Source organism: Pseudomonas brassicae, assembly GCF_010671725.1.
Taxonomy (GTDB): Bacteria; Pseudomonadota; Gammaproteobacteria; order Pseudomonadales; family Pseudomonadaceae; genus Aquipseudomonas; species Aquipseudomonas brassicae.
Map to the genome: position 1 here is coordinate 1 of NZ_JAAHBU010000286.1, position 22,591 is coordinate 22,591.

Sequence of the window (22,591 nt, forward strand, 5' to 3'; positions counted from 1 at the left end):
CCGCAGATCGCACGCAGCCTCGGCGCGCGGGTGCTGAGCCTGCCGGGGGCTGACCATCGGTGCCCTGCGCAATCGCGGCGCACAGGCCGGCAGCGGCGACTGGCTGGCGTTTCTGGATGCCGATATCGAAGTGCCGGAGCAATGGCTGGGCTTGCTGCTGGAGCTGCATGGCCAGGACCGCGGCGATGTCTTCGCGCTGGACTGCGACACGCCCCGCCAGGCGCCCTGGTTCGCCCGCGCCTGGCAACGGCGCACCTTGCGCGCCGGGCGGCCGGCGCTGCACAGCATGCCGTGGCTGCCCACCCCTAACCTGCTCATGCAACGCCATTGGTTCGACCAGGTGGGCGGCTTCAACGAAACCCTGCGCACCGGCGAAGACAAGGACTTCTCGTTGCGCGTGAGCCAGGCCGGCGGGCGCCTGCTGGCGCTGCGTACACCGGTGGTATTGCACTGGGGCTTCGAAGGCAGCTGGCGCGAATGGCTGGGCAAGGAGCTGTGGCGCCAGGGCAGCAACCTGCAACTGCTGCGCAGCAACGGCGTGAGCCTGCGCCTGCTGCGCTTTCCGCTGCTGTCGATCGGCGCCTGGGTGCTCGACGCGATGGCGCTGTCGGCGCTGCTCGATGGCTACCCGCACCTGGCACTGTTGCTGTTGTTCGTCACCAGCCTGCCGGCACTGGCCCTGAGCCTGCGCCAGAGTTTGAAACACCGCGACCTGCTGTTTGCCCTGCAACTGTGGGGCCTGCACTGGATACGTCTGCACCTGGCGGGCGCGGCGTTCGTGCTGAGCCTGTTCAATTGGAATGCAAGGAGGCCCGCCCGTGGCTGAAGCACTTTTTTGGTTGTGCCTGTTGTTGCCGGTGTATGCCTGGGTTGGCTACCCGCTGCTGTTGACGCTGGTGGGGCCCTTCTTCCCCCGCCACCGGCCCGCGCCCTTGCCACCGCAACGGGTCAGCGTGGTGGTGGCTGCCCACAACGAGCAGCGCAACATCGAGAACAAGCTGCGCAACCTGCTGGCCCAGGACTATGAGGCCGCCAGCCTGCAGATCATCGTCGCCAGCGACGGCTCCAGCGACCAGACCGTCGCCCTGGCGCGCGCCTTCGATGACCCGCGCATCGAAGTGCTCGACCTGCCGCGCCAAGGCAAGAACAGCGTCCTCAATGCCGCAGTCAGCCATTGCCGCGGCGACATCCTGGTGTTCACCGATGCCGACGTGCACTGGATCGACGGCACCCTGCAGCACCTGCTGGCGCCCTTCGCCGACCCGAACGTCGGTGGCACCGTAGGCAACATGCACATACCGGTGCCGGGCAAAGGCCTGAGCCTGGGTGAGAGCCTGTACCGCCGTTACGAGGCCTGGCTGCGCCGGGTAGAAAGCCGCACCGGCTGCACGGTGTCGGCCGACGGCGCGCTGCAGGCACTGCGCCGCGAGCTGTACCAGCCGATTCCGGCGCTGGTCAACGACGACTTCTTCATCAATACCTGCGCGCCGGTGGCCGGCAAGCGCGTGGTGTATGTCGACCAGGCCAGGGTGCTCGATCAGGGCGTGGACGAAGCCCACCGCCAGTTCAGCCGCCGCCAGCGCGTAACCGTCGGCGGGCTGATCAGCCTGGCCGCCCGGCGCGAACTGCTCAACCCGCTGCGCCACGGCCTGTACGCCATCGCGCTGATCAGCCACAAGCTGATCCGGCGCCTGGCGCCGCTGCTGTTGCTGCCGCTGCTGGTGGTCAACTTCTGGCTGCTCGACGTGCACGCTTTCTACCGCTTGAGCCTGGCGGCGCAGTTGCTTGGTTACGCCGTTGCGGTGGTCGGCCTGCTGGACGTGCGCCACCGCCTGCCCAAGCCGTTTCGCCTCGCCGCCTTCGTACTGGTGACACTGGCCGGCATGAGTGTGGGCCTGTGGCAGTTCCTGCGCGGGCACAGCTATAACCAATGGACCCCCGACCAGACCCGATGAGTGCCTGACATGCCGATCAAGACCAGTATCAAGCGTGCCAGCGGGTGGTTGTACCTGAACTCCCCCCTGGGCCGACGTCAATTGCGGGGTGCGGGGGTCATCCTGATGTTGCACCGGGTACTGGCCGACGACCAGAGCGCCGCCCTGCCCCATCGCAATGAACTGTGCGTGGGGCCCCAGGCTTTCGAACAGCTACTGCGCTGGTTGCAGCGGCATTTCGACTGCGTGCACCTGATGGACCTGCTGCTGGGCCACGCGCAACCCAACGGCGACGGGCGACCCAAGGTCGCGCTGACCTTCGATGACGGGTGGCGCGACAATGCGCTCAATGCGTTTCCCTTGCTGCAGCAGTACCAGGTGCCAGCCAGCATCTTCCTGTCTACCGACTATATCGGCAGCCGCCAGCGCTTCTGGTGGGAGAGCCTGGGCGAAACGCTGTGGGGCAGTCATGGCGAGCCGGCTAGGCATTACCTGATCGAACAACTGCGCCAGATCGGTCGCCCGTTGCCCGCCGCCTATTTCATGAACGACAGGCCGCATGCCCGCAGCCTGGCCCTGGCCCGCTACCTGCAAAGCCTCAAGAGCCTTACCCCACAGGCGCTGCACCTGCTCACCGATGCCTGCCCGGATGAGTCACTGCCCCAGGCCCTGGACTGGCACCAGGTACGCGAACTGGAAGACTCCGGGCTGATCAGCTTCGGCCCCCATGGCGCCAGCCACGCACTGCTGCCCGGCCTGGATGACCGGCGCCTGGACGAAGAACTGAGCCGCAGCCACAGCGCCCTGCTCGAAGGCTGCCGGCAGCCGCTGCCGGTGTACTGCTACCCCAACGGCGACCACGACCTGCGGGTGCGCCAGCGCCTGGTGGCGCACCGCTACCCGTATGCCCTGAGCACCCGGGCCGGGATCTGCAGCGCCAGTGATGACCCACTGGCACTGCCACGCATCGGTGTCAGCCAGCGCAACGCCAGCCGCCCTTCGCTGCTGGCCTGGCGCATCAGCCGCGGGGGCCGTGCATGAGCAACAACAATTACCTGCGCCACCTGTTGCTGAGCATGGGCACACGCCTGGCCATGATTGCCCTGCGTCTGGCGCGCAATGTGCTGCTGGCGCGCATCCTGGGCCCCAGTGAACGCGGCCTGTTCGCGCTGCTCAGCACCCTGCCCGACCTGATCAGCGCCGCCACCAGTGGTGGCTTGAACACCGCCGTTGGCTATCAGGCGGCACAACAGCGCTCGATGGGCCTGCTGCTGAGCCAGGTGTTGCTGTATGGCTGCCTGATGGCCGCAGCCTTGACACTGATCTGCGTGGCCTTGATGCGCGAGTTCGGCAGCGAACTCGAAGTCACCACGCAGCTGGGGCTGCTGGCCTGGCTGCTGTTGCTGGCAGTGCCGTTGACTGTGCTCAAGAGCGGCCTGCTGACCCTGCACAATGCCACCGGTGGGGTTGGCGCCTTCAATGCCCTGCGCCTGACCGAATCGCTGGTGCCGCTGCTGCTGTTTGTCGGCCTGTTCTGGATGTGGCAGCACGCGGCCCTGGAAGCGGCGCTGATCAGTTGGCTGCTGGGCCTGGGCCTGGTGACCCTGCTGGGCCTGGTGTGGCTGGGCCGCCAGCACAGCATCAGGTTGTGCTGGGACCGCGGCGGCCAGCGCGAACTGCTCACCTACAGCGCGCGCAGCCACCCGGATGTACTTTTCCAGCAGGTCATCCTGCGCTCGGACTACCTGTTTATCAGCGCCTTGCTGGGCAGTGCCGCACTCGGGCACTACGCCATGGCCAGCGCCGCCGCCGAACTGCTGCTGATCATTCCGGAAGCCGTCACCACGCCGCTGATGAAGCGCCTGCTGCAGCAGGATGCCGGCATGGACAAGCTCACTCCACTGGCATTGCGCCTGACCGCCACGGTCATGCTCGGTGCTTGCCTGAGCATGGCCCTGATCGGCGAATGGCTGATCGTCACGCTGTTCGGCGCGGCCTATCAACCGGCGTATCCGGCACTGCTGGCATTGCTTCCCGGATTGTTCGGGCTGTGCTACGCAAGCATCCTGCGCCTGGACCTGCTGGGCAAGAACCGCCCGGGCACGGTCTCGCTGATGATGGGCGTGGGCGCGGCAGCCAACCTGATTCTCAACCTGGTCCTGATCCCGCATTACGGGATCGCAGGCGCTGCCCTGGCCTCCTCCATCGCCTACCTTGGGGTAACGGTGGCGATGCTTGTGCTGTACTGCAGGCTAAGCGGTGTGCCGTTGCTACGGACCTTGTTTGTGTTGCCAAGCGATCTGCTGCCTTTGCGCCAGATGCTGCAACGGAGAACAGTATGAAATGCACATGGATGTTGCTACCTGGCCTGCTGCTGGCCTCCACCGCCCATACGGCCACCCTGCGCTGGCCCGATATACGTGATGGCAGCCTGTACCTGACCCCCGCCCGCGCCGAGCACGTGCAACTGAGCTGGGTGCCGGCCTGGCAGGCCGATGCCAACCAGGAGCAGGTCTACCTGCTCGACGCCAACGGGCGCCTGGCCGCTCAGCACATCATTGCAATGCAGGAAGGGCGCGGCAAACTGAGCTGGCCAGTGGAAGCTGGCCGGGGCAGTTACCAGGTGGCAATACCCGGCTACAGCTTCCGGCGTTACCGCCTCGAATACGACGACACCAGCACTGCCCAGTTCGCCCCGGCCAAAGTGCACTTCAGCCTGGAGACCGACACCCCCACCAACCTGTACTTTCACGTTGCGCCCGGTGAGCGGGCGGTCCTCGCGGGCAAGTACCACAACGGCGTGCGCAGCTTCGACCTGCAGCGCATCAGCGACAACAAGCGCCTCAAGCTGCCGTTGCTCGACCACAAGGCCTACTGGCAGTTCGACCAGGTGCAACTGCCGGTCAGCCCCGAGCCACAGACCTGGCGCCTGACCCTCAACGGCAGCGGCAAGGCGGCGTTCTGGCTTGACGGCAGTGCCAACCTGTTCGCCCTGCGTGCGCAAGACCTCACCCCCCTGCAGCAGCACCCAGGCACCGTCAACCTGCGCAGCACTGCCAAGGTCATGGGCCCGACGCCGCGGCTGGGCAACAACCTGCCCTACGTGCTGCCGCCGGTGTCGAGCTATGAAACCATCGACGCCCTCAAGCTGCAGGCGGCAGGCTATTACACCTTTGCCGACGTGCTCGCGCGAAAGCCCCAGTACGAGCTGCCGTTTCGCCGGTTGTACCAGGAACGCTTCGGCATCCTGCATGACATCACGCTGATGGCCGCCACCGGGCGCAAGTCTGACCTGATGCGCAGCAGGGCCAACGATGGCGCCCTGGACGACTGGCTGGCCACCAGTGTCGCGCTGGGAGGCAAGGGCCTGCACTACATCGCCTTTGCCGACGAGCCCAACCTCAACTACGCCGACTACAGTGTCTACCGCAGTTTTTTCGCCAGCATGGCGCAACGGGTGCGTGACTACCCGGGCGCCCATGCTGCCGGCGTGCGCATTGCCATGCCGGCCAGTTCGCGGCTGGTCAACGGCCCGCTGCGCAGCGACGCGGCGCAACGCATCGGCATGGACTGGGCCAAACGCCTGCTGGCGGAGTTCGAACCGCAGATCGACGCACTGGCCTGGCATGAATGGATGATCCGCGACCTGCTGGCCACCCGCAGCTACCGTGATTCGGTACGCCGCGCAGCAGAGCTGGTCGGCCTGGACAGCAACGGCCGGCCGCGCAAGGCGCTGCTGCTGGACCAGACCAACCTGTCCAGTGGCTCGACCCTCAGCCTGTACGAACAGAACACCCAGTACGCCGCCCTGTGGTGGGCATCGGTGGTGATCAACGCCTCCCAGGACGGGCTGCTGGACATGCTCAACTGGTTCCATATCGCCGACGAACCCGAATGGCCCAAAGGCATGGTCAAGGTGCTGAGCAACAACCGCTTCGAACTCAAGCCCGTGGGCCTGGCCCAGCAGTTCATCGGGCAGCACTGGCTGGACCAGGTGCTGCAACTGGACAACGACGCCTTCGAAGTCGATGCGCTGGCCATGGCGCGCGGCGCACAGCGCAGCCTGCTGGGGGTCAACAAGGGCGACCGGCTGCAGCGCGTCAGCTTCGCCACGCCGTCAACCCGCTGCCCGCAGGCTGCCCCTGCACTGATGTTGTTCGGCCCCGACAACGTGGCCCGCAACGCACCGTATGAATGCCAGCAAGGCCAGGTCAACTTCGACGTGCCGGGGCAGACGCTGTTCGCCCTGAGCTGGAACGCTTCGTGAACGCACACCCGGTGATTTGCTCCCTTGCCAGAATCAGGAGGCAACATGAATGCATTGACCAAGCTCAAACAGCGCGTCCACCAGAAAGGCCTGGGCGCTACCCTGAAGACGGCTTTCAAGCACTACGTGTTCTTTCACTGGGAACTGCTGTGGATGGAGCGCGACCTGGTCAGCCCGGTACCGCCGCATACCCTCAAGCCCTACGCGCCGCTGCGGGTCGAAACCATCACCGTGCATAACGTGCAGAGCTTTGCCAGGCACTTTGGCGACCGCGTCGACACCATGCGCGAGCTGGCCGCCGAGGGGCACACCGGGCTGATGTTCCTGAACGACGACAACGAAGCGGTGGCGTTCATCTGGGGCAGCCTGCGCCATTACCACGACCGCCACTACTACGGCTGCTGGTTTCCGGTCGAGCCTGGAGAATTTTTCGAGTTTGGCGGCGAGCTGGCCCGCCCGTACTGGGGCACCTCGTTGTCGGTCGACCTGCAACTGGCGCTGTGGCAAGCCATGGCTGACCAGGGCTGCGACAAGGTCGTGGATGTCTGCGAAACCCACAACATTCCAGCACTCAAACTGCACCTGCGCATGGGCTACAAGGAGCAGGGCCGCGTGATGCACGTGTACGGCCTGTTCGGCCGCTGGAAATTTTTCCGCGAAACGCGCTACAGCGGCTCGCGCCTGGATGCCTTGCGCAAACCGGCGTCGAGCAGCCCCACTGCCAAGATGGCCTGAACCGATGACCTTGACTCTGACCTGGCGCACGTCACTGTGCGCCGACGATTTCCCCGCTGCCGAGTACGAGCAGTTACGCCAACGCCTGCCCGACAGCACCCCGTTCAACAGCCTGGCCTGGCTGCGCGCCGCCGAAGCCGCGCTCCCTGCCGCCCCGTCATTGCAGGTGCTGATGGGCCATGCACAGGGCCGCCTGGTGCTGTGCCTACCCCTGATCAGCAGTGACGAGCGCCATGGCCCGCTGACCTTCAGGGCGGTACGCCACCTGGGTTACCCGCTCAGCGACCGCATCGGTCTGCTTATCGACCTGCCCCCCAGCGCCGCCCGGCAGGTACTCAGCGCAATCCGCAACCACCTGCCCCATGCGCTGCTGCAGCTCAATGAAGTGACCGGTGAATCACCCTGGCTGGAACAATGGGCGCGCCGCAGCTCCACCCACGAGCAGCGCACGGCCTGCCACGCACCCGTGCACCAGATCAGTGAGGCCGACCTCCAGGAAGTCAGCGGCGACCCACGCTACAAGCTGCGTCGCGCGCGCAAGCGGATTGCCGCGTGTGGCGCCCAGGTACGTCGTCTGACCCCCGATGCACACACCGCTCCGGCGCTGCTGGAAGCCATCAGCGCCGTGGAGGCCGTGAGCTGGAAAGGCGACGACGGCGTGGGCATCTTCTCCCTGCCCGCACAGCGCCAGTGGATGTTCCAGGCGTTCACCGCACTGGCCGACGAAGGTCGCCTGCGCGTGGTGGTGCTGGAGCTGGACGGGCGTTGCATCAGCTACCGTCTCGGCCTGCTGGAGCGCGGGCGCCTTTACGACTACAACCTGGCGTTCGTGCCGCAGTACGCGGACCTGGGCAGCGGCCGGGTGCTGTTGCAGGAATGGATCGACTGGGGCCTGGATGAGCAGTGGCAATGGATCGACGCCTCCCGGGTCAGCCTGGAAAACTCCAGCCACCAGTTGCACGAACGCATGACCGACCAGGTCGAGCACCTGCGCCACAGCTTCTACAGCTGGCGCCCCGCTGGCGTGGCGCTGGGCCTGGCCCTGCGCGCCTGGCAGCGCCTCAAACCGTGGTTCAAGCGGCGACGCCCACCCGCGACCCCTGCGACCGCCCCCCAACCGACTGCACAGGAGCGCCCGGATGCCATCCCGAGTCATAGTCAACGCTGACGATTTTGGTCTCAACGAGCACACCAATGCGGTCATCCTGCATGCCTTCCACAGCGGCCTGATCAGCTCTGCCACGGCCATGGCGACCATGCCGGCGTTCAAGGCCGCGTGTACCCTGGCCCAGCAGCCGGCCTTGCGCGGCCGGGTGGGCCTGCACTTCAACCTGACCTACGGCAAGCCCCTGAGCGAGGCGATTCGCGCGTTGGCGCAGTTCTGCAATGCCAATGGCGAATTCGACCTGAACCTGTCACGCAAGCGCCTGTGGCTGGGGCGCCAGGCACGCGAGGCGGTGGCAGCGGAACTGGCCGCCCAGTGGCAGCAGTGCCTGGACTACGGACTGACCCCCAGCCACCTGGATTCGCACCAGCACGTGCACAATCGCTGGCCGATCGGCGAAATCGTCGCGCGCTTCGCGGCCCGCGAAGGCGTGCCGATCCGCCTGGCCCGCAATGTGGGGCACAACATCGGCCCGGCCAAACGCCTGTTCAAGACCCTGCTCAACCAGCGCCTGCGCCAATTGGCCAGGTTGACGGCCGACCATGTGTGTACCCCGGTTGACCTGCGCAACGGCCTGGCGCCCGAGCACGGTGTGCTGGAGGTAGTGGCCCACCCCAGCGCGCTGGGCAGCCATGATTTCGGTGATGCCTACCTGGCCAGCGGCGAATCCTTGAAGGCCTTGCTCGACCAGCGTCTGGCCGGGGTACCGAGGATCGGTTATGGCGCGCTGCGCGATCCCCCCCACACCGCGCTCGATACCGCCTCCAACAGATAGTTACCACCCTGTTGGCACGGGCATGGGATGTGCTGTCGGTCCACGGACCGGAGTACCACCATGCCCATCACCCCTGCAAAGACCCTCCACACCCAACTCATCCGCGAACGTCTTCCCGGCTGGCTCAAACACACCACTGCGGCCAACTTCGACGACCTCCAGCAGCAGCTCGCCCTGGCGCACAACAACGCTGATACCGAGCCGGACTGGCTTGCCAACAGCCTGCCCGAGAGTCGAGAGGCGGTACAGGCTGCGCGCAGCCGCTACCGTGACTCCAACAGGATACTCGCGCGTACCTTGAAACCCCTCAAGGGCGTGCTGGCATTTGCCGAGCCACTGCTGCAGGCACATCTTGATCAGGCATTGAGCCAGGCAGTCGACCTGCATTCGAGCTACCTGGTGGTCTATGACAATGATCCTGCCTACTGGGCCCTGGCGCCCAGAATGTCCTCCCGCAAACAGAGCTTGCTGCAGGCGGCACTGCAGAATTTTGGCGATAGTGTGGCGTTCATCGGCAGGAGCACTATCACACTGGCAAATCGCTCGACAGGCATTACGGCAACAGAACCGACCCACCCGCACACGCGCACGGGCCTGCAACCCGCAGCGTTCGTTAAGCTGTGCCGTGAGCTCGACCTGGGCGGCCAGTACCAGCAGCACCTACGGGACGTGTTCGAGACGCCAGCCAGCAAGGATCAGGTGCGCCTCGACTCGATGAATGCCAATCGTGACCTGCTGCGCCTGGCGGTTGCGTTGGCCAGGGCGCGTCAACGCATCAGCATACCGGCAGGCAATGCGTTCGAATCATTGCTTGACGATGCACATGGCGCAGCGACTGGCAGCACAGGGCTGCAAGCCAACGAACTGAGCGTGTACGGGGTGCCCTTGCACCACATCGTGATGTTCACGCTGGCCGCCCAGGGCTCGGCACAATCGCAGACCTTGCTGGTGTACTTGCCGGGTGAACTCGATGATGCACTTACCGAGCACGCCTCGCTGGACGCTGCGCAGCACTATCTCAAAGGCCGCCTGAGTGCCCCGGCATTTCGCTCGCGCTTTGTTCGCTATGCCCCGCTGGACAAACAGCATCATCTGCAGGCCGTACTCAAGCGCAACCTCGCGCAACAGGCATCCTCGTCCGACGGCGTATGGCCCCCCGCAGCGCACGCAAGCCTGTACCTACGCCTTGCCCCCATCGACTCGGAGCTCTTCGCGTTCCTGCAGGAGCGCCATCTGCAGCGTCTCAAGGCGGATGCGCTGGTGGTCGTGGTCTCCACCGCTGAAGCAGACGAACAGGCACGCGCCGCTCGCCTGGCGGAGTTTGAGACGTTCTCGCTCAACGCACTCAATCTCGCGGCGATGACTGTGCCCGGCCTGGGCCCCGTCATGTTGGCGGTGACTGCGGTGCAACTGGCCCACGAGGTGTACGAAGGAATTGAGGACTGGCAGGACGGTGATATCGATGGCGCCATGATGCACCTGAAATCAGTGGCGCTGACAACCGGAATGATCGTCGGCACCACCGTTGCCATCGCCGTCGCGCCAGCTCTGATCGATGCCATGATCGAGGTGCGCATGCCCGACGCCAGCCCGCGCCTGGCAAGCCGGACCTGGCGCCCTACCGCCTCAAGGTCCCACCGGCCACCGACCTGGTCGCCAACGCACAGGGCCAGTACCTGCACGCCGAGCGGCATTACATCAAGCTGGGCACGGACTTCTACGAACAGCAGTTCGATGTGCAGCAACAGCAATGGCGGCTGCGCCACCCGGAGCGCGCAGAGGCCTATCAGCCGGCACTGGAGCATAACGGCCAGGGCGCATGGCACACCGTGCACGAGAACCCGCTGAGCTGGTCGCGGGCGACCCTGCTGCGGCGCATAGGGCCACTCGCCGACGGTTTGAGCGATACCGAGCTGGACCAGGCCTGCCAGGTCAGTGGCATTCGCGAGAACACCCTGCGCCGGCTGCATGCCGACAGCCTGCCACTGCCCCCGCTACTGGTCGATACCCTGCAACGGCTGAAAATCGGCCGCAGCTTGCGCACCGGCCCTGCCACCGGTGCTGCTCGCAAGGCAGTGTTCGACACCCGTTATGCCGAGCTGGCGGCGCCTACTGCACGCATCAGCGCACTGTGCGAACGTTTTCCCAGGTTGACCCCACCGTTGGCCCGCTACCTGCTCGACAGCGTGGCGAAGGTACACCTGGAGCGCTGGACAGTACCGGCCACAATCCCCTTCAAGCTGCTTGAAGAGGCGGCCTCGCTGACCGCCGACATTGCCCTGACCCGCGCCCGTGAAGGGCTGTTCTGGCCCGACCTGGCGACCACCGAAAGCACCCGTCTGGCGTTGCTGTGCCTGGAGCATGCGCCGGGCTGGGATACTGCGGTGCACCTGGAGTTGCGCGCGACCAATGCGCGCGGCAACCTGCTGCAAAAAATTGGCAGCGCCACGCAGCCACCACGCCGAATGCTGGTGCACAGCACCGAGGGTTTCCAGGTATTCAAGGACGGTGCGCCATTGCAGGCACCGGACCACGACCTGTATGGCGCCATCTTCGACGCCATTTCTCCCCGGTATCGTCTGACGATGGGCCTGGCAGACAAAGACGCGCTGCGCCAACGAATCCTCTCGATGCTGGCCCGCCCGGACCATGAACTCGGCACCTGGCTGTGGTCGGCCCAGCCACGCAACTGGTCCTACTCAGGGCGGCTACTGGGCGGCAGCGGACGATCCCGCGGATACGCCGGCGTGTCCCCAGCGGCTTCCTCGCAGGAGGCGCGCTATCGCAACCTCTACCCTTTGGCCAGCGCCGAAGAAGCCCAGGCAAGGCTCGCGCAATGGGAAGCCAGCGGTACGCCAGCCAGCGAAACGCTGCGTAGCCTGGAGCGCGCGCTGCAGCGTATCAAGCACTCACTCAGCCTGTGGGCAGCGGCCGATGCTGCCCGCGAGGCGGCACGTGAAGAAATCATCGCTGCCTGGCAACGGGTCACGCTGCGCGAAGTACCCGAAAGCGGAACGGTCATCCAGCTGAACCTGGACTTTCTCGAACTCAGTGATACCGATCTGGCAAGTTTCCCGGCACTGGATGCCGATTTCGACCACGTGCACGAACTGTCGGTGGAGCGAAACAGCCTGACCCATCTGCCAAATGCCTTCATGCGCCACTTCACCCGGTTGCAGCGTGTCAGCCTGAACAGCTGCCAATTCACTCAACTGCCCGAAAACCTGGGGGCTGATCTCAGCTTTCTGGACATGGCCAACAACCAGCTCGTGTGGAATCCCAACGCCCAGGCACTTCTGGACGGCTACCCGCAGTTGATGACCCTGAGCCTGTCGAACAACCCCCTTGGCACACCACCTGACCTTTCGAGCCTGACGCAACTGCAGGGTCTTGACCTGCACAATTGCCAACTGGCGGCCTACCCCGTCGGACTGGAGCACCTGGATGCGCCCCATGTAGTAGACCTGTCGGGCAACGCGTTACAGACCCTGCCTCCCGACGTGGCGTTATCGCCAGCGCTGGGCCGCGCGCTGCGCCTGGAAGACAACCCACTGAACGCCGAAGCGTTACAGCGCATAGAACAGTTCTACCTCACCCACCGAATCGACCTGCTGATACCCGACATCGATTACCGCGAGTTGCTCGACAATTCCACCTCGCAGCAACAGGCAAGCTGGGAACGTCTGCACCAGGAACTGCCCATGGTATTTTTCCGTGACCTGCGCCTGATGTTCAACAGCCCTCCGTATGCCGTCGCCCCGATAACCTACCACCGGCGCCTGTGGCGATTGCTCGCCGCCATGGACGCTGACAGTCAACTGCGCGAGGCGATCGTTGCTCGATCTACCGTCACGCTGCTGGACCTCGAAATGCAGGTCGAAGTGGCCCAGGCCCTGGCCACCCCTGAGTTGGCGGCTCGCTCGCGCACCTTGCTGCGCACCATCGTCAACCACGTGCGGTTGAGGAAAATAGCCTTCAGTGTGCTCAGCCTTTCCTTCGGCATGCCCGAAGACAAGTACGCCACGCTGTACCTGTGGGCGCTCAAGCGCGTCGGCCGCACGCCGGGCATCGACCTGTTCCAGGCCCCTGCGACAGACGAGCCGGTGATCCTCGACGCGTTGGTCGATGAGGTGACGCTGCCAGGCGAGGAATGGGTCGAACAGCTACGCCTGCAACTGCTGGCCGTCGACCCGACCACGGCCCAGGGCCTGGACGAGGTGCTGGCCCTCAATCATGAGGAAGAACCGATCTTCCCTGACTGGGATGCGCACTTGCGTGACCGCTTCGCTGCGCAGTTCGCTGCCTCGCGCGCCGCGCTGGACGAAGGGCTGGAACGCGCCGAGGAGACCATGAACGAGGGGCAATTGCTGGTCGAGGCGCAACGCCTGCGTGCAGTGTATGAGCAACGCCTCACGGACATCCGCAGAACCCTGACCGAAGCCGTGGCACGCGGCACACTCGACTGACGCCGCGCCTTCGAGCAGTGTCAGACGGTCGCCAGGTTGCGCGTCCGGGTCAGCCACTGCTCGAACGCCGGTGCCGGCATGGGTCGGCCGATCAGGTAACCCTGGCCCTGATCGCAGCCGGCATCGCGCAAGAACGCGTGCTGCGCCGCTGTCTCGATGCCCTCACCGGTAATGCGAAATCCCAGCGCATGCCCCAGGTCGATGATCGCCCGCGTGATCGCGACGTCGTTGTCATCGTCCGGCAGGTCCTTGATGAAGGCACGGTCGATCTTCAAGTGATTGATCGGCAGCGCCTTCAGATAGGCCAGCGACGAATAGCCGGTCCCGAAGTCGTCGACTGCCGTCGCCACACCCAATGCTTGCAACTGTGCGAGGACTTCGCAGGCATGCTGCTGGCTTTCCATCAGCAGGCTTTCGGTGATTTCCACCTCCAGTAACGAGGGTTGCAGGTCGTGGCACTGCAAGGCATCGCACAGGCTTTTGACATAGTCGCTGCGCTCGATCTGCACGGCCGCAACGTTGATCGCGATCGGCCCGGGCAGCAGGTCGTGCTCGCGCCACTGGTGAATCTGTGCGCATACCAGTGCCAGCACCCGCTCGCCCAGCGGAATGATCAGCCCGGTGCGCTCGGCCAGCGGGATGAACTCGGCCGGCGAGATCAGCCCCTGTGTCGGGTCACGCCAGCGCAGCAGCGCTTCGGCGCCTTCGACGCGCCCGCTGAACAGGTCGATCTTGGGCTGGTACCACAGCTCGAACTCGTTGTGGTCCAGCGCCCGGTGCAAGGCGCGCTCCAGCATCAGGCGCTGCTGCAGGCGCTGGGTCATGTCAGGGTGATAGTGGCGCCAGGCGTTGCGTCCGCTCTCCTTGGCCACGTACATCGCGGTGTCGGCATGGCGCATGAGCATCTCGTCACTGTGGCCGTGTTGCGGGTGCAAGGCGATACCGATGCTACCCGTCACCAGTGCCGCATTGCCCTTGAGCGCGAAGGGCGCGTGCAGGCACTGCAGCAAGCCATCGATACGCGCCAGTGCCTGGTCAGCCGCGTCAGCGCGCTGCAGCAGGAAGGCGAACTCGTCGCCGCCCAGGCGGCACAGGGTGTCATCGGGCCCCAGCACCGCCTTGAAGCGCTGCGCGGCCTGCTCCAGCAAAAGGTCGCCCAGCGGGTGGCCGAGGCTGTCGTTGACCTGCTTGAAGCCGTCGATGTCCAGCACCAGCACCGCCAACTGACGGTGTGGGTCGGCCACCGCGTGCAGCAGCCGCTCACCAAACAGCACACGGTTGGGCAACCCGGTGACCGCATCGAAATGCGCCAGGCGCTGCAGTTGCGCCTGGGAATGCTTGAGCTCGTCGTTGCGCTGCTTGATCAACCGGTTGCTGCGGTTGAGTTGCGCCACGAACAGGCTGAACAACCCGGTGCAGGTCAGTGCAAAGATGAACAGTGGCGAGGCGAACAGGCTCATCGGCGGCCAGCCACCGCGGGGCGTGGCCGCCAGTTGCCAGATGCCACCGGGCACATCCACGTTGAGCGTCACCGAAGGCTGCTCGAACAACTGCGGCGGGCCCCAGATCACCGCACCCGCCGCACCGTGACCGTCACCGCCGCGCAGAGCCAGGTCGAAACTGATGTCCTGACCCAGGCCGGCCTCACGCAGTAACCGATCGATATCGGCGACGATCGACACATTGCCCCAGTACAACCGCACACCTTTGTGCCCATTGATGAACACCGGCCGTCGGTAGATCAGCCCGCGCCCGCCCTGCACCAGTTGCACAGGCCCGGCCAGCACCGCGCGCTCGCTGTCGCGGGCCTGTTGCAACAAGGGGTACTGATCAGGCAACTGGCGATAGTCGATCCCCAGGATCTGCTGGTTGCCAGCCAGCGGGTACACATCCGCAACCACATCGTCAGGCGCCAGCGCGATGTGCCGTATGTATGGCACGGAGGCGATGGCCTCGCGGGCCATGCCATGAAAATGCGTGGCGCTGAGCTGCCCATCCACACTGAGCAACTGCGCGATGCCTTCGGTTTCACTGAAGGCGACACGCAACTCGGCTTCAAGGCTGGCGCGCACCCCCGACAACCGCGCACTCGCGTTGGCGATCACTTCGCTTTCCTGGCGTTGCACGTCGAGCCGCCCGAGGGCCACGGCCAGGCTGATGCCGATCAATGCAAAACCGACCGGCAGCAACCGATACGCCGTGGTGCGCAGGCGCACAGGCAGCAACTGACTATCATCTAGGGCGAGTTCAGGTAGGGTCATGCGCCGGCTTATCACAACGGATTACCGGGTTATCGGCCTGTTGCGAGCAACATTGAGCCGTGCTGGCTTTTTTAACGGAGCCGGCGTTATGCTCGGCTGAACCGTTTCACCCATCACAAAAAAAGAGGTGCTGCGTCATGGATCGTCTGGATTCGCTGTTTCCCGCTGCTGCGGATATTCCCGAGGCGTACCGCCTGGGCGAGCCGCTTGAACAGCGCGACTACCTGGTCGATGGCCACCTCCAGCGCTGGGACGGGCCACTGGCAACGGTGCGCAGCCCGGTGTGGCTCAAGACTGAAGATGGCGAGCAACAAGTGATCCTGGGCAGCGCCCCGCTGCTTGACGCCGACACCGCCCTCACCGCCCTGGACGCCGCCGTGCGCGCCTACGACAAGGGCCGTGGCGCCTGGCCGAACATGCGCGTGGCCGAGCGCATCCAGCATGTCGAGGCGTTCCTGGCGCGCATGCGCGAGCAGCGCCAGGCCGTGGTCAAGCTGCTGATGTGGGAGATCGGCAAGAACCTCAAGGATTCCGAGAAGGAGTTCGACCGTACCTGCGACTACATCGTCGACACCATCGGTGCGCTCAAGGAACTGGACCGCCGCTCCAGCCGTTTCGAACTGGAGCAGGACACCCTCGGTCAGATCCGCCGTGCCCCGCTGGGCGTGGCGCTGTGCATGGGGCCTTACAACTACCCGCTGAACGAGACCTTCACCACCCTGATCCCGGCGCTGATCATGGGCAACACCGTGGTGTTCAAGCCGGCCAAGTTCGGCGTGCTGCTGATTCGCCCGCTGCTGGAGGCGTTTCGCGACAGTTTTCCGGCCGGGGTGATCAACGTCATCTACGGCCGTGGCCGTGAGACCGTGAGCGCGCTGATGGCCAGCGGCAAGGTCGACGTGTTTGCCTTCATCGGCACCAACAAGGCCGCCAGCGACCTGAAAAAACTGCACCCGCGCCCGCACCGCCTGCGCGCCGCGCTGGGGCTGGACGCGAAGAACCCGGGCATCATCCTGCCCGAGGTCGACCTCGACAACGCGGTCAACGAAGCGGTCACCGGCGCCCTCTCCTTCAACGGCCAGCGCTGCACGGCGCTGAAGATCCTGTTCGTGCACGAACAGGTGGTCGACGCCTTCCTCGACAAGTTCCAGCGCAAACTCGCCAGCCTCAAGCCCGGCATGCCGTGGGAGCCCGGCGTCAGCCTGACCCCGCTGCCAGAGGCGGGCAAGGTCGACTACCTCAATGGCCTGGTGACCGATGCCGTGGCCCACGGCGCCCAGGTCGTCAACGAAGGCGGTGGGCAAAGCCGAGGTTCGTTCTTCTACCCGGCGCTGCTGTACCCGGTGAACCCGCAGATGCGCGTGTACCACGAAGAACAGTTCGGCCCCGTGGTACCGGTAGTGCCCTACCGCGACCTGCAGACCGTTATCGACTATGTGCTGGACTCGGACTTCGGCCAGCAACTGAGCATTTTCGGCACCGACTCGGCCCAGGTCGGCCAGCTGGTCGACACCTTTGCCAACCAGGTCGGGCGGATCAACCTCAACGCCCAGTGCCAGCGCGGCCCGGACACCTATCCGTTCAACGGGCGCAAGAACTCGGCCGAGGGGACCCTGTCGGTGCACGACGCCTTGCGCGTGTTCTCGATCCGCACCCTGGTCGCGACAAAGTTCCAGCAGAGCAACAAGCAGTTGATCAGCGACATCATCCGCAACCGCGAGTCGAGTTTCCTGACGACTGACTACATCTTCTGATTGCACCATGGGCGAAACGGTACAAGCATAGAGGTCGACCGTAATGCCGCCTTCGCTGGCAAGCCAGCTCCCACAGGTTTTGTGAACACCGCCTGACCCTCGTGGGGGCTGCTTGCCAGCGAAGAGGCCGACCCCGACTGCCAATCAACTGCGCACCCATGGAGGACAACATGGCCACCCAGCCCATCCCCGAAGGTCAGCACAGCATCACCCCCTACCTGGGCATCAAGGATGCCGCCAAAGCCATCGACTTCTACAAGGCCGCCTTCGGCGCCATCGAGTTGTTCCGCCTCGAAGGCCCGGACGGCCGAATCGGCCACGCCGAACTCAAGATCGGCAACTCCTCGCTGATGCTCGCCGAGCCCTGCGACCAGTCGGGCGGCCTGACCGCCAGCCAGTCGCTGAACGGCGCGGCCATCGGCCTGCACCTGTACGTCGAGGACGTCGACGCGCGCTTTGCCCAGGCCATCAAGGCCGGCGCCAGCGAAGTCAGCGCGCCCCAGGACCAGTTCTACGGCGACCGCAGCGGCACCCTCAAGGACCCGTTCGGCAACCTCTGGTTTGTCGCCACTCATGTGGAAGATGTGTCGATCGAGGACATCCGCGCCCGCGCGGCCAAGCTGTTCGGCGCCGCCTGAGCGCCGCCCTGCACGCGACGATGGTCGTGTGCAGGGCTTTGAATTAAGGTGGCAGGCACAGGAAAGCTGGCCAGGACAGTCCATGCGAATCATCGAAAAGAACGCCGCGCTGGTGCGCACCCTCACCCCCGCCGAAGAGGAGTTGCTGCGCGGCTTCGCACTGGGCAGCCTCGAAGGCCCGCGGCTGCTGCAAGCCAACCAGTTGTTGATGAAGGTGCGCGCCGCCGGCCACTGGCTGGCCTGCGATTGCCAGCCCAACAGCCTGCCGGTGCTCAACGTCAACCTCAATGGCAGCACCGGCACGCTGTTCCTGAAGAACAACCCCGGCACCGCCGAGCATGCCGACGGCTGCGCTTTCAGCAAGGATGAGCGCGACGACGAGGCCCGCCGCAGCGAGCACGACAGCCCGCCGGCGGCCTGGCTGGCACCGGATACGCCGCTGCGCCTGATCGGTGACTTCCAGCGCGCCGGCACAGGCACCGGCGAGCCGGGCGATGGCACTGAAAAGCGCGAGCAACATCGCCTGTTGTCGCTGTTGCTGACACTGATCGAGGCCAGCGGCCTGAACGTCTACGCCACCCACCTGAAGAAGGACCTCACCGGCCAGTTCGCCGAACTGCGCAGCGTTGCCAACCGCTACCCGCTGATCGAGCGCGTACCGGCCAGCAACTACCTCGAGACCCGCCTGGACATGAAGCACATGATGATGCTCAAGGCCCGCCTGCGCGAGTCCACGGTATTCGGCAACCACCGGCGGCATGGCCTGCTGCTCGACTGTGTCAGCCAGATCAAGACCCGTAAGGTCTACAACGAACGCAGTGAAGACGGCTTCGATTTCCAGGGCCATCACTTGCTGTGGGGCGGCAGCAAGACGCCCGGCCCGCTGCTGGCCCTGGCGATCTATTCGCCGGCCACCGCCGGCAGCCATTTCTATGAGCTGATCCATGTCGCCAGCGTGCCGGTGCTGTCGCGAGGTCAGCTGTTCCCGGTGTACCGCGACGAGGAGCGTGAGCCGCTGAAGATGCTGATCTCGCTGATCGACTGGATGGCCAGCAAGGGCGTCAAAGTGGTCATGCGCCGGCCGGTGATCGGTGGCCAGGTGATGGATGAGCTGGTGCTCAGTTCGGACCTCGACCGGGTGCTGTCGGTGTCGCTCACCGAGCAACCCCTGGGGCCGGAACCGGAGGTCGAGACGTTCAAGCGGTTTGCCGACTTCAAGAGCCTGGACACCTTCCGCAAGTACGTGGCGGGCTTTTTCATGCGCGGTCGTGAATAGACCGTTGGTCGCGCGCACTGCACCCTCGGCACGTATCGACGGACCAATGTCAGGTAGACCTCGCCAACAGGAGCTAGACCATGACCCGTACACCGCTGACCGCTGTGCTGTTTGCTGCCCTGCTGGGCGCCCAGGCCTCGCTGGCCCTGGCGGCGGGCACTGGCCCGACCAACCCGGGCGATGGCATCCAGAACCCCACACCGCCGGGCTCAGGCGTGGACATGACCCCGAATGAACCGCCGCTCCCGACCGGCACCGACCCGCGTACCCAGGGCAACGACAATGGCCGTCAGGGCGGCGCCGACACCGATGGCAGCCGCCGCCAGAGCACCGATGGCACCGGGTCCGAGACCAGTGGCAGCAAGGGTGTCGGCGGCAAGGACAGCGGCGGCGTCAGCGGTTCCGGTGGCAGTTGAACCGCAAAGCTTCGCTGGCAAGCCAGCTCCCACAGGGTGATGCGGTGCTCACAGAAACCTGTAGGAGCCGGCGCTGCCGGCGTAGGCCTCACCACTGCTTGCGGTCTGGCCGGGTAAGGCCCAGTTTCTCGATGCGGTAGCGCAGCATGTCCCGGCTCAGCCCCAGCAAACGGGCCGACTTGGTGACGTTCCAGTCGGTGCGGTCGAGCATCTTGCGCACCATGTCACGCTCCACCTCCGGCAGGTTCATCGACTCCATCGGGTCCTGCAGCGGGCGCGCGTCGTGCACCGGTGCCGGCGACAGTTCCAGCGGCTCATCCACCAGGCTCATGCACACGTTCAACTGGTGCGGCGCAATCACTTCGCTCTGCGCCAGCAGCACCGTCTGTTCCAGCATATTGCGCAGCTCGCGCACATTGCCCGGCCAGCTGTAGCTGAGCATCAGGTCTTCGGTCTCGGCGCTGAAGCGCAGGTGGCCTTTGCCATAACGCTTGGCATGCTGGGCCAGGAAATGCCGCGCCAGCAGCAGGATATCCTCACCGCGCGCATACAGCCTCGGCACCTTGATCGAGATGATGCGCAAGCGAAAGAACAGGTCACGCCGGAACTTGCCCTGCTGCACCATCTGCTCCAGGTTGCAGTTGGTGGCACTGATGATACGCAAATCCACCTTGCGCTCCTTGACCGCACCGATACGACGGATGGTGCGATCTTCCAGCAGCTTGAGCAGCTTGGCTTGCAGCAACAGGTCCATTTCACCGATCTCGTCGAGAAACAGCGTGCCACCGTCCGCCGCCTCCACCAGCCCCACCCGGCGGTCCTTGGCATCGGTGAAGGCGCCCTTCTCGTGCCCGAACAGTTCGGCCTCCAGCAGGTTGGCCGGGATCGACGCGCAGTTGAACTCGATGAACGGCCCCTTGCAGCGCACCCCGTCAAAATGCAGCGCACGCGCCACCAGCTCCTTGCCGGTGCCGGTCTCGCCTTCGATCAGCACCGGCGGCAGATCGCCGCTGGTCATGCGCTGCTCGGCTTCGAGCAACTGGCCAATGGTACGCCTGAGCCCGAGCATCGCCGGGGACTCGCCAATCAGCGCCTGCCCGCCGGACTTCTGCGCCTCACGCTCCTGATAGAACGACAAGGTGCGCTCCATGCGCTCGGTGGCCAGGGCCTTGTCCAGCATAAGCTTGAGCTCGGCCAGCGCGACCGGCTTGGTCAGGTAGTGAAACGCACCCTCTTTCATGGCCGTGACCGCGTCTTCGACGTTGCCATAGCCGGTCATCATGATCACCTTGAGGTCGGGCGCACGGCTTAGCAGGGTCCTGAGCAACGCATGGCCGTTCATGCCGGGCAACGAGTTGTCGGTCAGGACCGCGTCGGGCTGTACGCGCTGCAACTGCTCAAGGGCCTCCTCCGCCGTATGGCAGACGGTCACCTCGAACTGCTTGCGCTCCAGATAGGTCTGGATGTTCTGGGCGAGGATTTCATCATCCTCCACCACCAGGATGCTGTGCTCCATGTTCCCCTCCGGCCATCGTGAAAATCAGGCTGACGCGGGTTCCTTCCTGTTCGCGGCTGGTCAGGCTGACCGCACCGCCAAAGCGCTCCATGATACGTTTGACCAGCACCAGACCGACGCCGAGGCCGCCCTGTTTGGTCGTGAAAAACGGCTTGAAGACCATGCGTTCCTGCTGTTGGGTCATGCCCTTGCCGGTATCGCTCAGGGTCATCTGTACCTGCCCGGCGGCTTGCAGCACGAACACCTCGATGCGCAAGCGGCCACCGCCGGGCATGGCCTCCAGGGCATTGGAAAACAGGCTGTTGAGGATCTGCGTCAACAATACCGGCTGGCTGACCACGGCCGCCGCGGGCGGCAGGTTCACCTCGACCTGCACGCCGCAACGCTGGATCTGCTGGGTGAAGGCATGTCGGGTATCGTCGATTGCCGCCAGCAGGTCGACCGCCTCGGCATCGTCGTTCACCGGGCGCAAGGACACCAGCAGCTCGCGCACCCAACGCGACATACGGTCGACCTGGCTGATGATGTCGTCGATGTTCTTCTGCGCCGGCGCGCTGGCCACTTCATGCGCCAGCTCGGCACTGGAGCGGATGGTCGCCAGCGGGTTGCGCAGGCTGTGGGCCACCGCCGACGACATCTCGCCCAGCGCGACGAAGGTCTCGCTCGCGATCAACTGGGTCTGCTGCGAGGCCAGCATGCTGGCGCCGCGGCGCACGATCCAGAACAACCCCAGGTACAGCAGCAACCCGCCCAGCACGGTGCTGGTCCAGATCAGCACGTAGCCGCGCTGGATACGCTGGACCAGGTCCTGGGGCTCTTTGTAGATCTCGACCATCGACACCACCTGCTTGCCGCTGACTTCGAACATCGGGATGTAGTTCTCGATGAACAGGTAGTTGGGTTCGCGCAGAAAGCGCTGCTCGTCGCGATCGTCATCGGCCTTGTGGTAGCTGGCCGACACCGGCACCTTGGAGGCGAACGACTCGTCCAGGTCGTCGTCGGCCTCGATCCTGCGCCCCACCAGCTCCGGGTTGGTCGACCAGACGATGGTGCGGTCCAGCGCATACACATTGGCCAGCAGGTTGTCGGGCAGGTGCTCGACGTGGTCGAGAAACTCGATGCGTGCCCCGGCCGCCACATCGGCCGACACCTGCGGGTAGCTTTCGTCCTGGCGCGGGTCGAGCAGGTCGCCCATGGTGATGCCGTCGGGAATGCGCGCATGACGCACCTCGGCCTGGGCCATGGCCTGGATGAACTGGGCCGTGAGCATGGCATCGCGTTCCACGCTGTCGTCCACCACAAAGCGCGTCGACACGTACCCCAGGCCTGCCGCCACGCACGTGATGATCACCAGGCTGACCAGCGAAAACCAGCGCAGCAGGTTGAAC

General features: G+C 65.1%; 16 protein-coding genes and 1 pseudogene. 14 read left to right on the plus strand and 3 right to left on the minus strand.

Features of this window, described 5'->3' with window-relative positions:
* The 10 genes and pseudogenes from G3436_RS18625 to G3436_RS18670 all read left to right on the plus strand — a co-directional run.
* Positions 1 to 826, plus strand: a pseudogene (locus G3436_RS18625) (glycosyltransferase); the annotation flags it as partial.
* Entirely contained in the window at positions 819 to 1,955 is a 1,137-nt protein-coding gene (locus G3436_RS18630) for a glycosyltransferase (protein WP_163947879.1), read from the plus strand. The pseudogene G3436_RS18625 and the gene G3436_RS18630, both read left to right, overlap by 8 nt.
* Before the next feature lie 9 nt (positions 1,956 to 1,964).
* Positions 1,965 to 2,975 (plus strand): polysaccharide deacetylase family protein, encoded by a 1,011-nt coding sequence (locus G3436_RS18635; protein ID WP_163947882.1) that lies wholly within the window; start codon positions 1,965 to 1,967, stop codon positions 2,973 to 2,975.
* The gene (locus G3436_RS18640) at positions 2,972 to 4,276 is read left to right on the plus strand and encodes an oligosaccharide flippase family protein (RefSeq protein ID WP_163947885.1); all 1,305 of its coding nucleotides are present in this window, start codon (positions 2,972 to 2,974) and stop codon (positions 4,274 to 4,276) included. Before G3436_RS18635 ends, G3436_RS18640 begins: the two co-directional genes overlap by 4 nt.
* Positions 4,273 to 6,201 (plus strand): hypothetical protein, encoded by a 1,929-nt coding sequence (locus G3436_RS18645; protein WP_163947888.1) that lies wholly within the window; start codon positions 4,273 to 4,275, stop codon positions 6,199 to 6,201. Before G3436_RS18640 ends, G3436_RS18645 begins: the two co-directional genes overlap by 4 nt.
* Before the next feature lie 45 nt (positions 6,202 to 6,246).
* The gene (locus G3436_RS18650) at positions 6,247 to 6,936 is read left to right on the plus strand and encodes a GNAT family N-acetyltransferase (protein ID WP_163947891.1); all 690 of its coding nucleotides are present in this window, start codon (positions 6,247 to 6,249) and stop codon (positions 6,934 to 6,936) included.
* Positions 6,937 to 6,940: 4 nt separating this feature from the next.
* The gene (locus G3436_RS18655; protein ID WP_163947894.1) at positions 6,941 to 8,104 is read left to right on the plus strand and encodes a GNAT family N-acetyltransferase; all 1,164 of its coding nucleotides are present in this window, start codon (positions 6,941 to 6,943) and stop codon (positions 8,102 to 8,104) included.
* Complete coding sequence (locus G3436_RS18660) at positions 8,076 to 8,876, plus strand: carbohydrate deacetylase (RefSeq protein ID WP_163947897.1); 801 nt, start codon at positions 8,076 to 8,078, stop codon at positions 8,874 to 8,876. The genes G3436_RS18655 and G3436_RS18660 overlap by 29 nt, the downstream gene beginning before the upstream one ends.
* A gap of 60 nt (positions 8,877 to 8,936) precedes the next feature.
* Complete coding sequence (locus G3436_RS18665) at positions 8,937 to 10,724, plus strand: dermonecrotic toxin domain-containing protein (RefSeq protein WP_163947900.1); 1,788 nt, start codon at positions 8,937 to 8,939, stop codon at positions 10,722 to 10,724.
* Positions 10,613 to 13,342 carry a leucine-rich repeat domain-containing protein gene (locus G3436_RS18670; RefSeq protein ID WP_163947903.1) on the plus strand — a complete coding sequence of 910 codons (2,730 nt, stop codon included), beginning with the start codon at positions 10,613 to 10,615 and terminating at the stop codon, positions 13,340 to 13,342. Before G3436_RS18665 ends, G3436_RS18670 begins: the two co-directional genes overlap by 112 nt.
* A gap of 20 nt (positions 13,343 to 13,362) precedes the next feature.
* On the opposite strand, the gene G3436_RS18675 is transcribed toward G3436_RS18670, so the two are convergent.
* Positions 13,363 to 15,603 carry a putative bifunctional diguanylate cyclase/phosphodiesterase gene (locus G3436_RS18675; protein WP_163947906.1) on the minus strand — a complete coding sequence of 747 codons (2,241 nt, stop codon included), beginning with the start codon at positions 15,601 to 15,603 and terminating at the stop codon, positions 13,363 to 13,365.
* A gap of 137 nt (positions 15,604 to 15,740) precedes the next feature.
* Between G3436_RS18675 and G3436_RS18680 the strand changes: the two genes are divergently transcribed.
* From G3436_RS18680 to G3436_RS18695, 4 genes are all read left to right on the plus strand, one after another.
* Complete coding sequence (locus G3436_RS18680) at positions 15,741 to 17,357, plus strand: NADP-dependent glyceraldehyde-3-phosphate dehydrogenase (protein WP_163947908.1); 1,617 nt, start codon at positions 15,741 to 15,743, stop codon at positions 17,355 to 17,357.
* A 170-nt stretch (positions 17,358 to 17,527) separates the two neighbouring features.
* Complete coding sequence (locus G3436_RS18685; RefSeq protein ID WP_163947910.1) at positions 17,528 to 17,995, plus strand: VOC family protein; 468 nt, start codon at positions 17,528 to 17,530, stop codon at positions 17,993 to 17,995.
* Between the two features lie 82 nt (positions 17,996 to 18,077).
* Entirely contained in the window at positions 18,078 to 19,271 is a 1,194-nt protein-coding gene (locus G3436_RS18690) for a hypothetical protein (RefSeq protein WP_163947911.1), read from the plus strand.
* Between the two features lie 80 nt (positions 19,272 to 19,351).
* Positions 19,352 to 19,687 carry a hypothetical protein gene (locus G3436_RS18695; RefSeq protein WP_163947913.1) on the plus strand — a complete coding sequence of 112 codons (336 nt, stop codon included), beginning with the start codon at positions 19,352 to 19,354 and terminating at the stop codon, positions 19,685 to 19,687.
* A gap of 88 nt (positions 19,688 to 19,775) precedes the next feature.
* On the opposite strand, the gene G3436_RS18700 is transcribed toward G3436_RS18695, so the two are convergent.
* Both G3436_RS18700 and G3436_RS18705 read right to left on the minus strand, forming a co-directional pair.
* Positions 19,776 to 21,203 carry a sigma-54-dependent transcriptional regulator gene (locus G3436_RS18700; RefSeq protein WP_163947916.1) on the minus strand — a complete coding sequence of 476 codons (1,428 nt, stop codon included), beginning with the start codon at positions 21,201 to 21,203 and terminating at the stop codon, positions 19,776 to 19,778.
* Positions 21,172 to 22,591: sensor histidine kinase (locus tag G3436_RS18705; protein WP_163947919.1), on the minus strand; the 1,420-nt coding region annotated here is incomplete at its 5' end. The genes G3436_RS18700 and G3436_RS18705, both read right to left, overlap by 32 nt.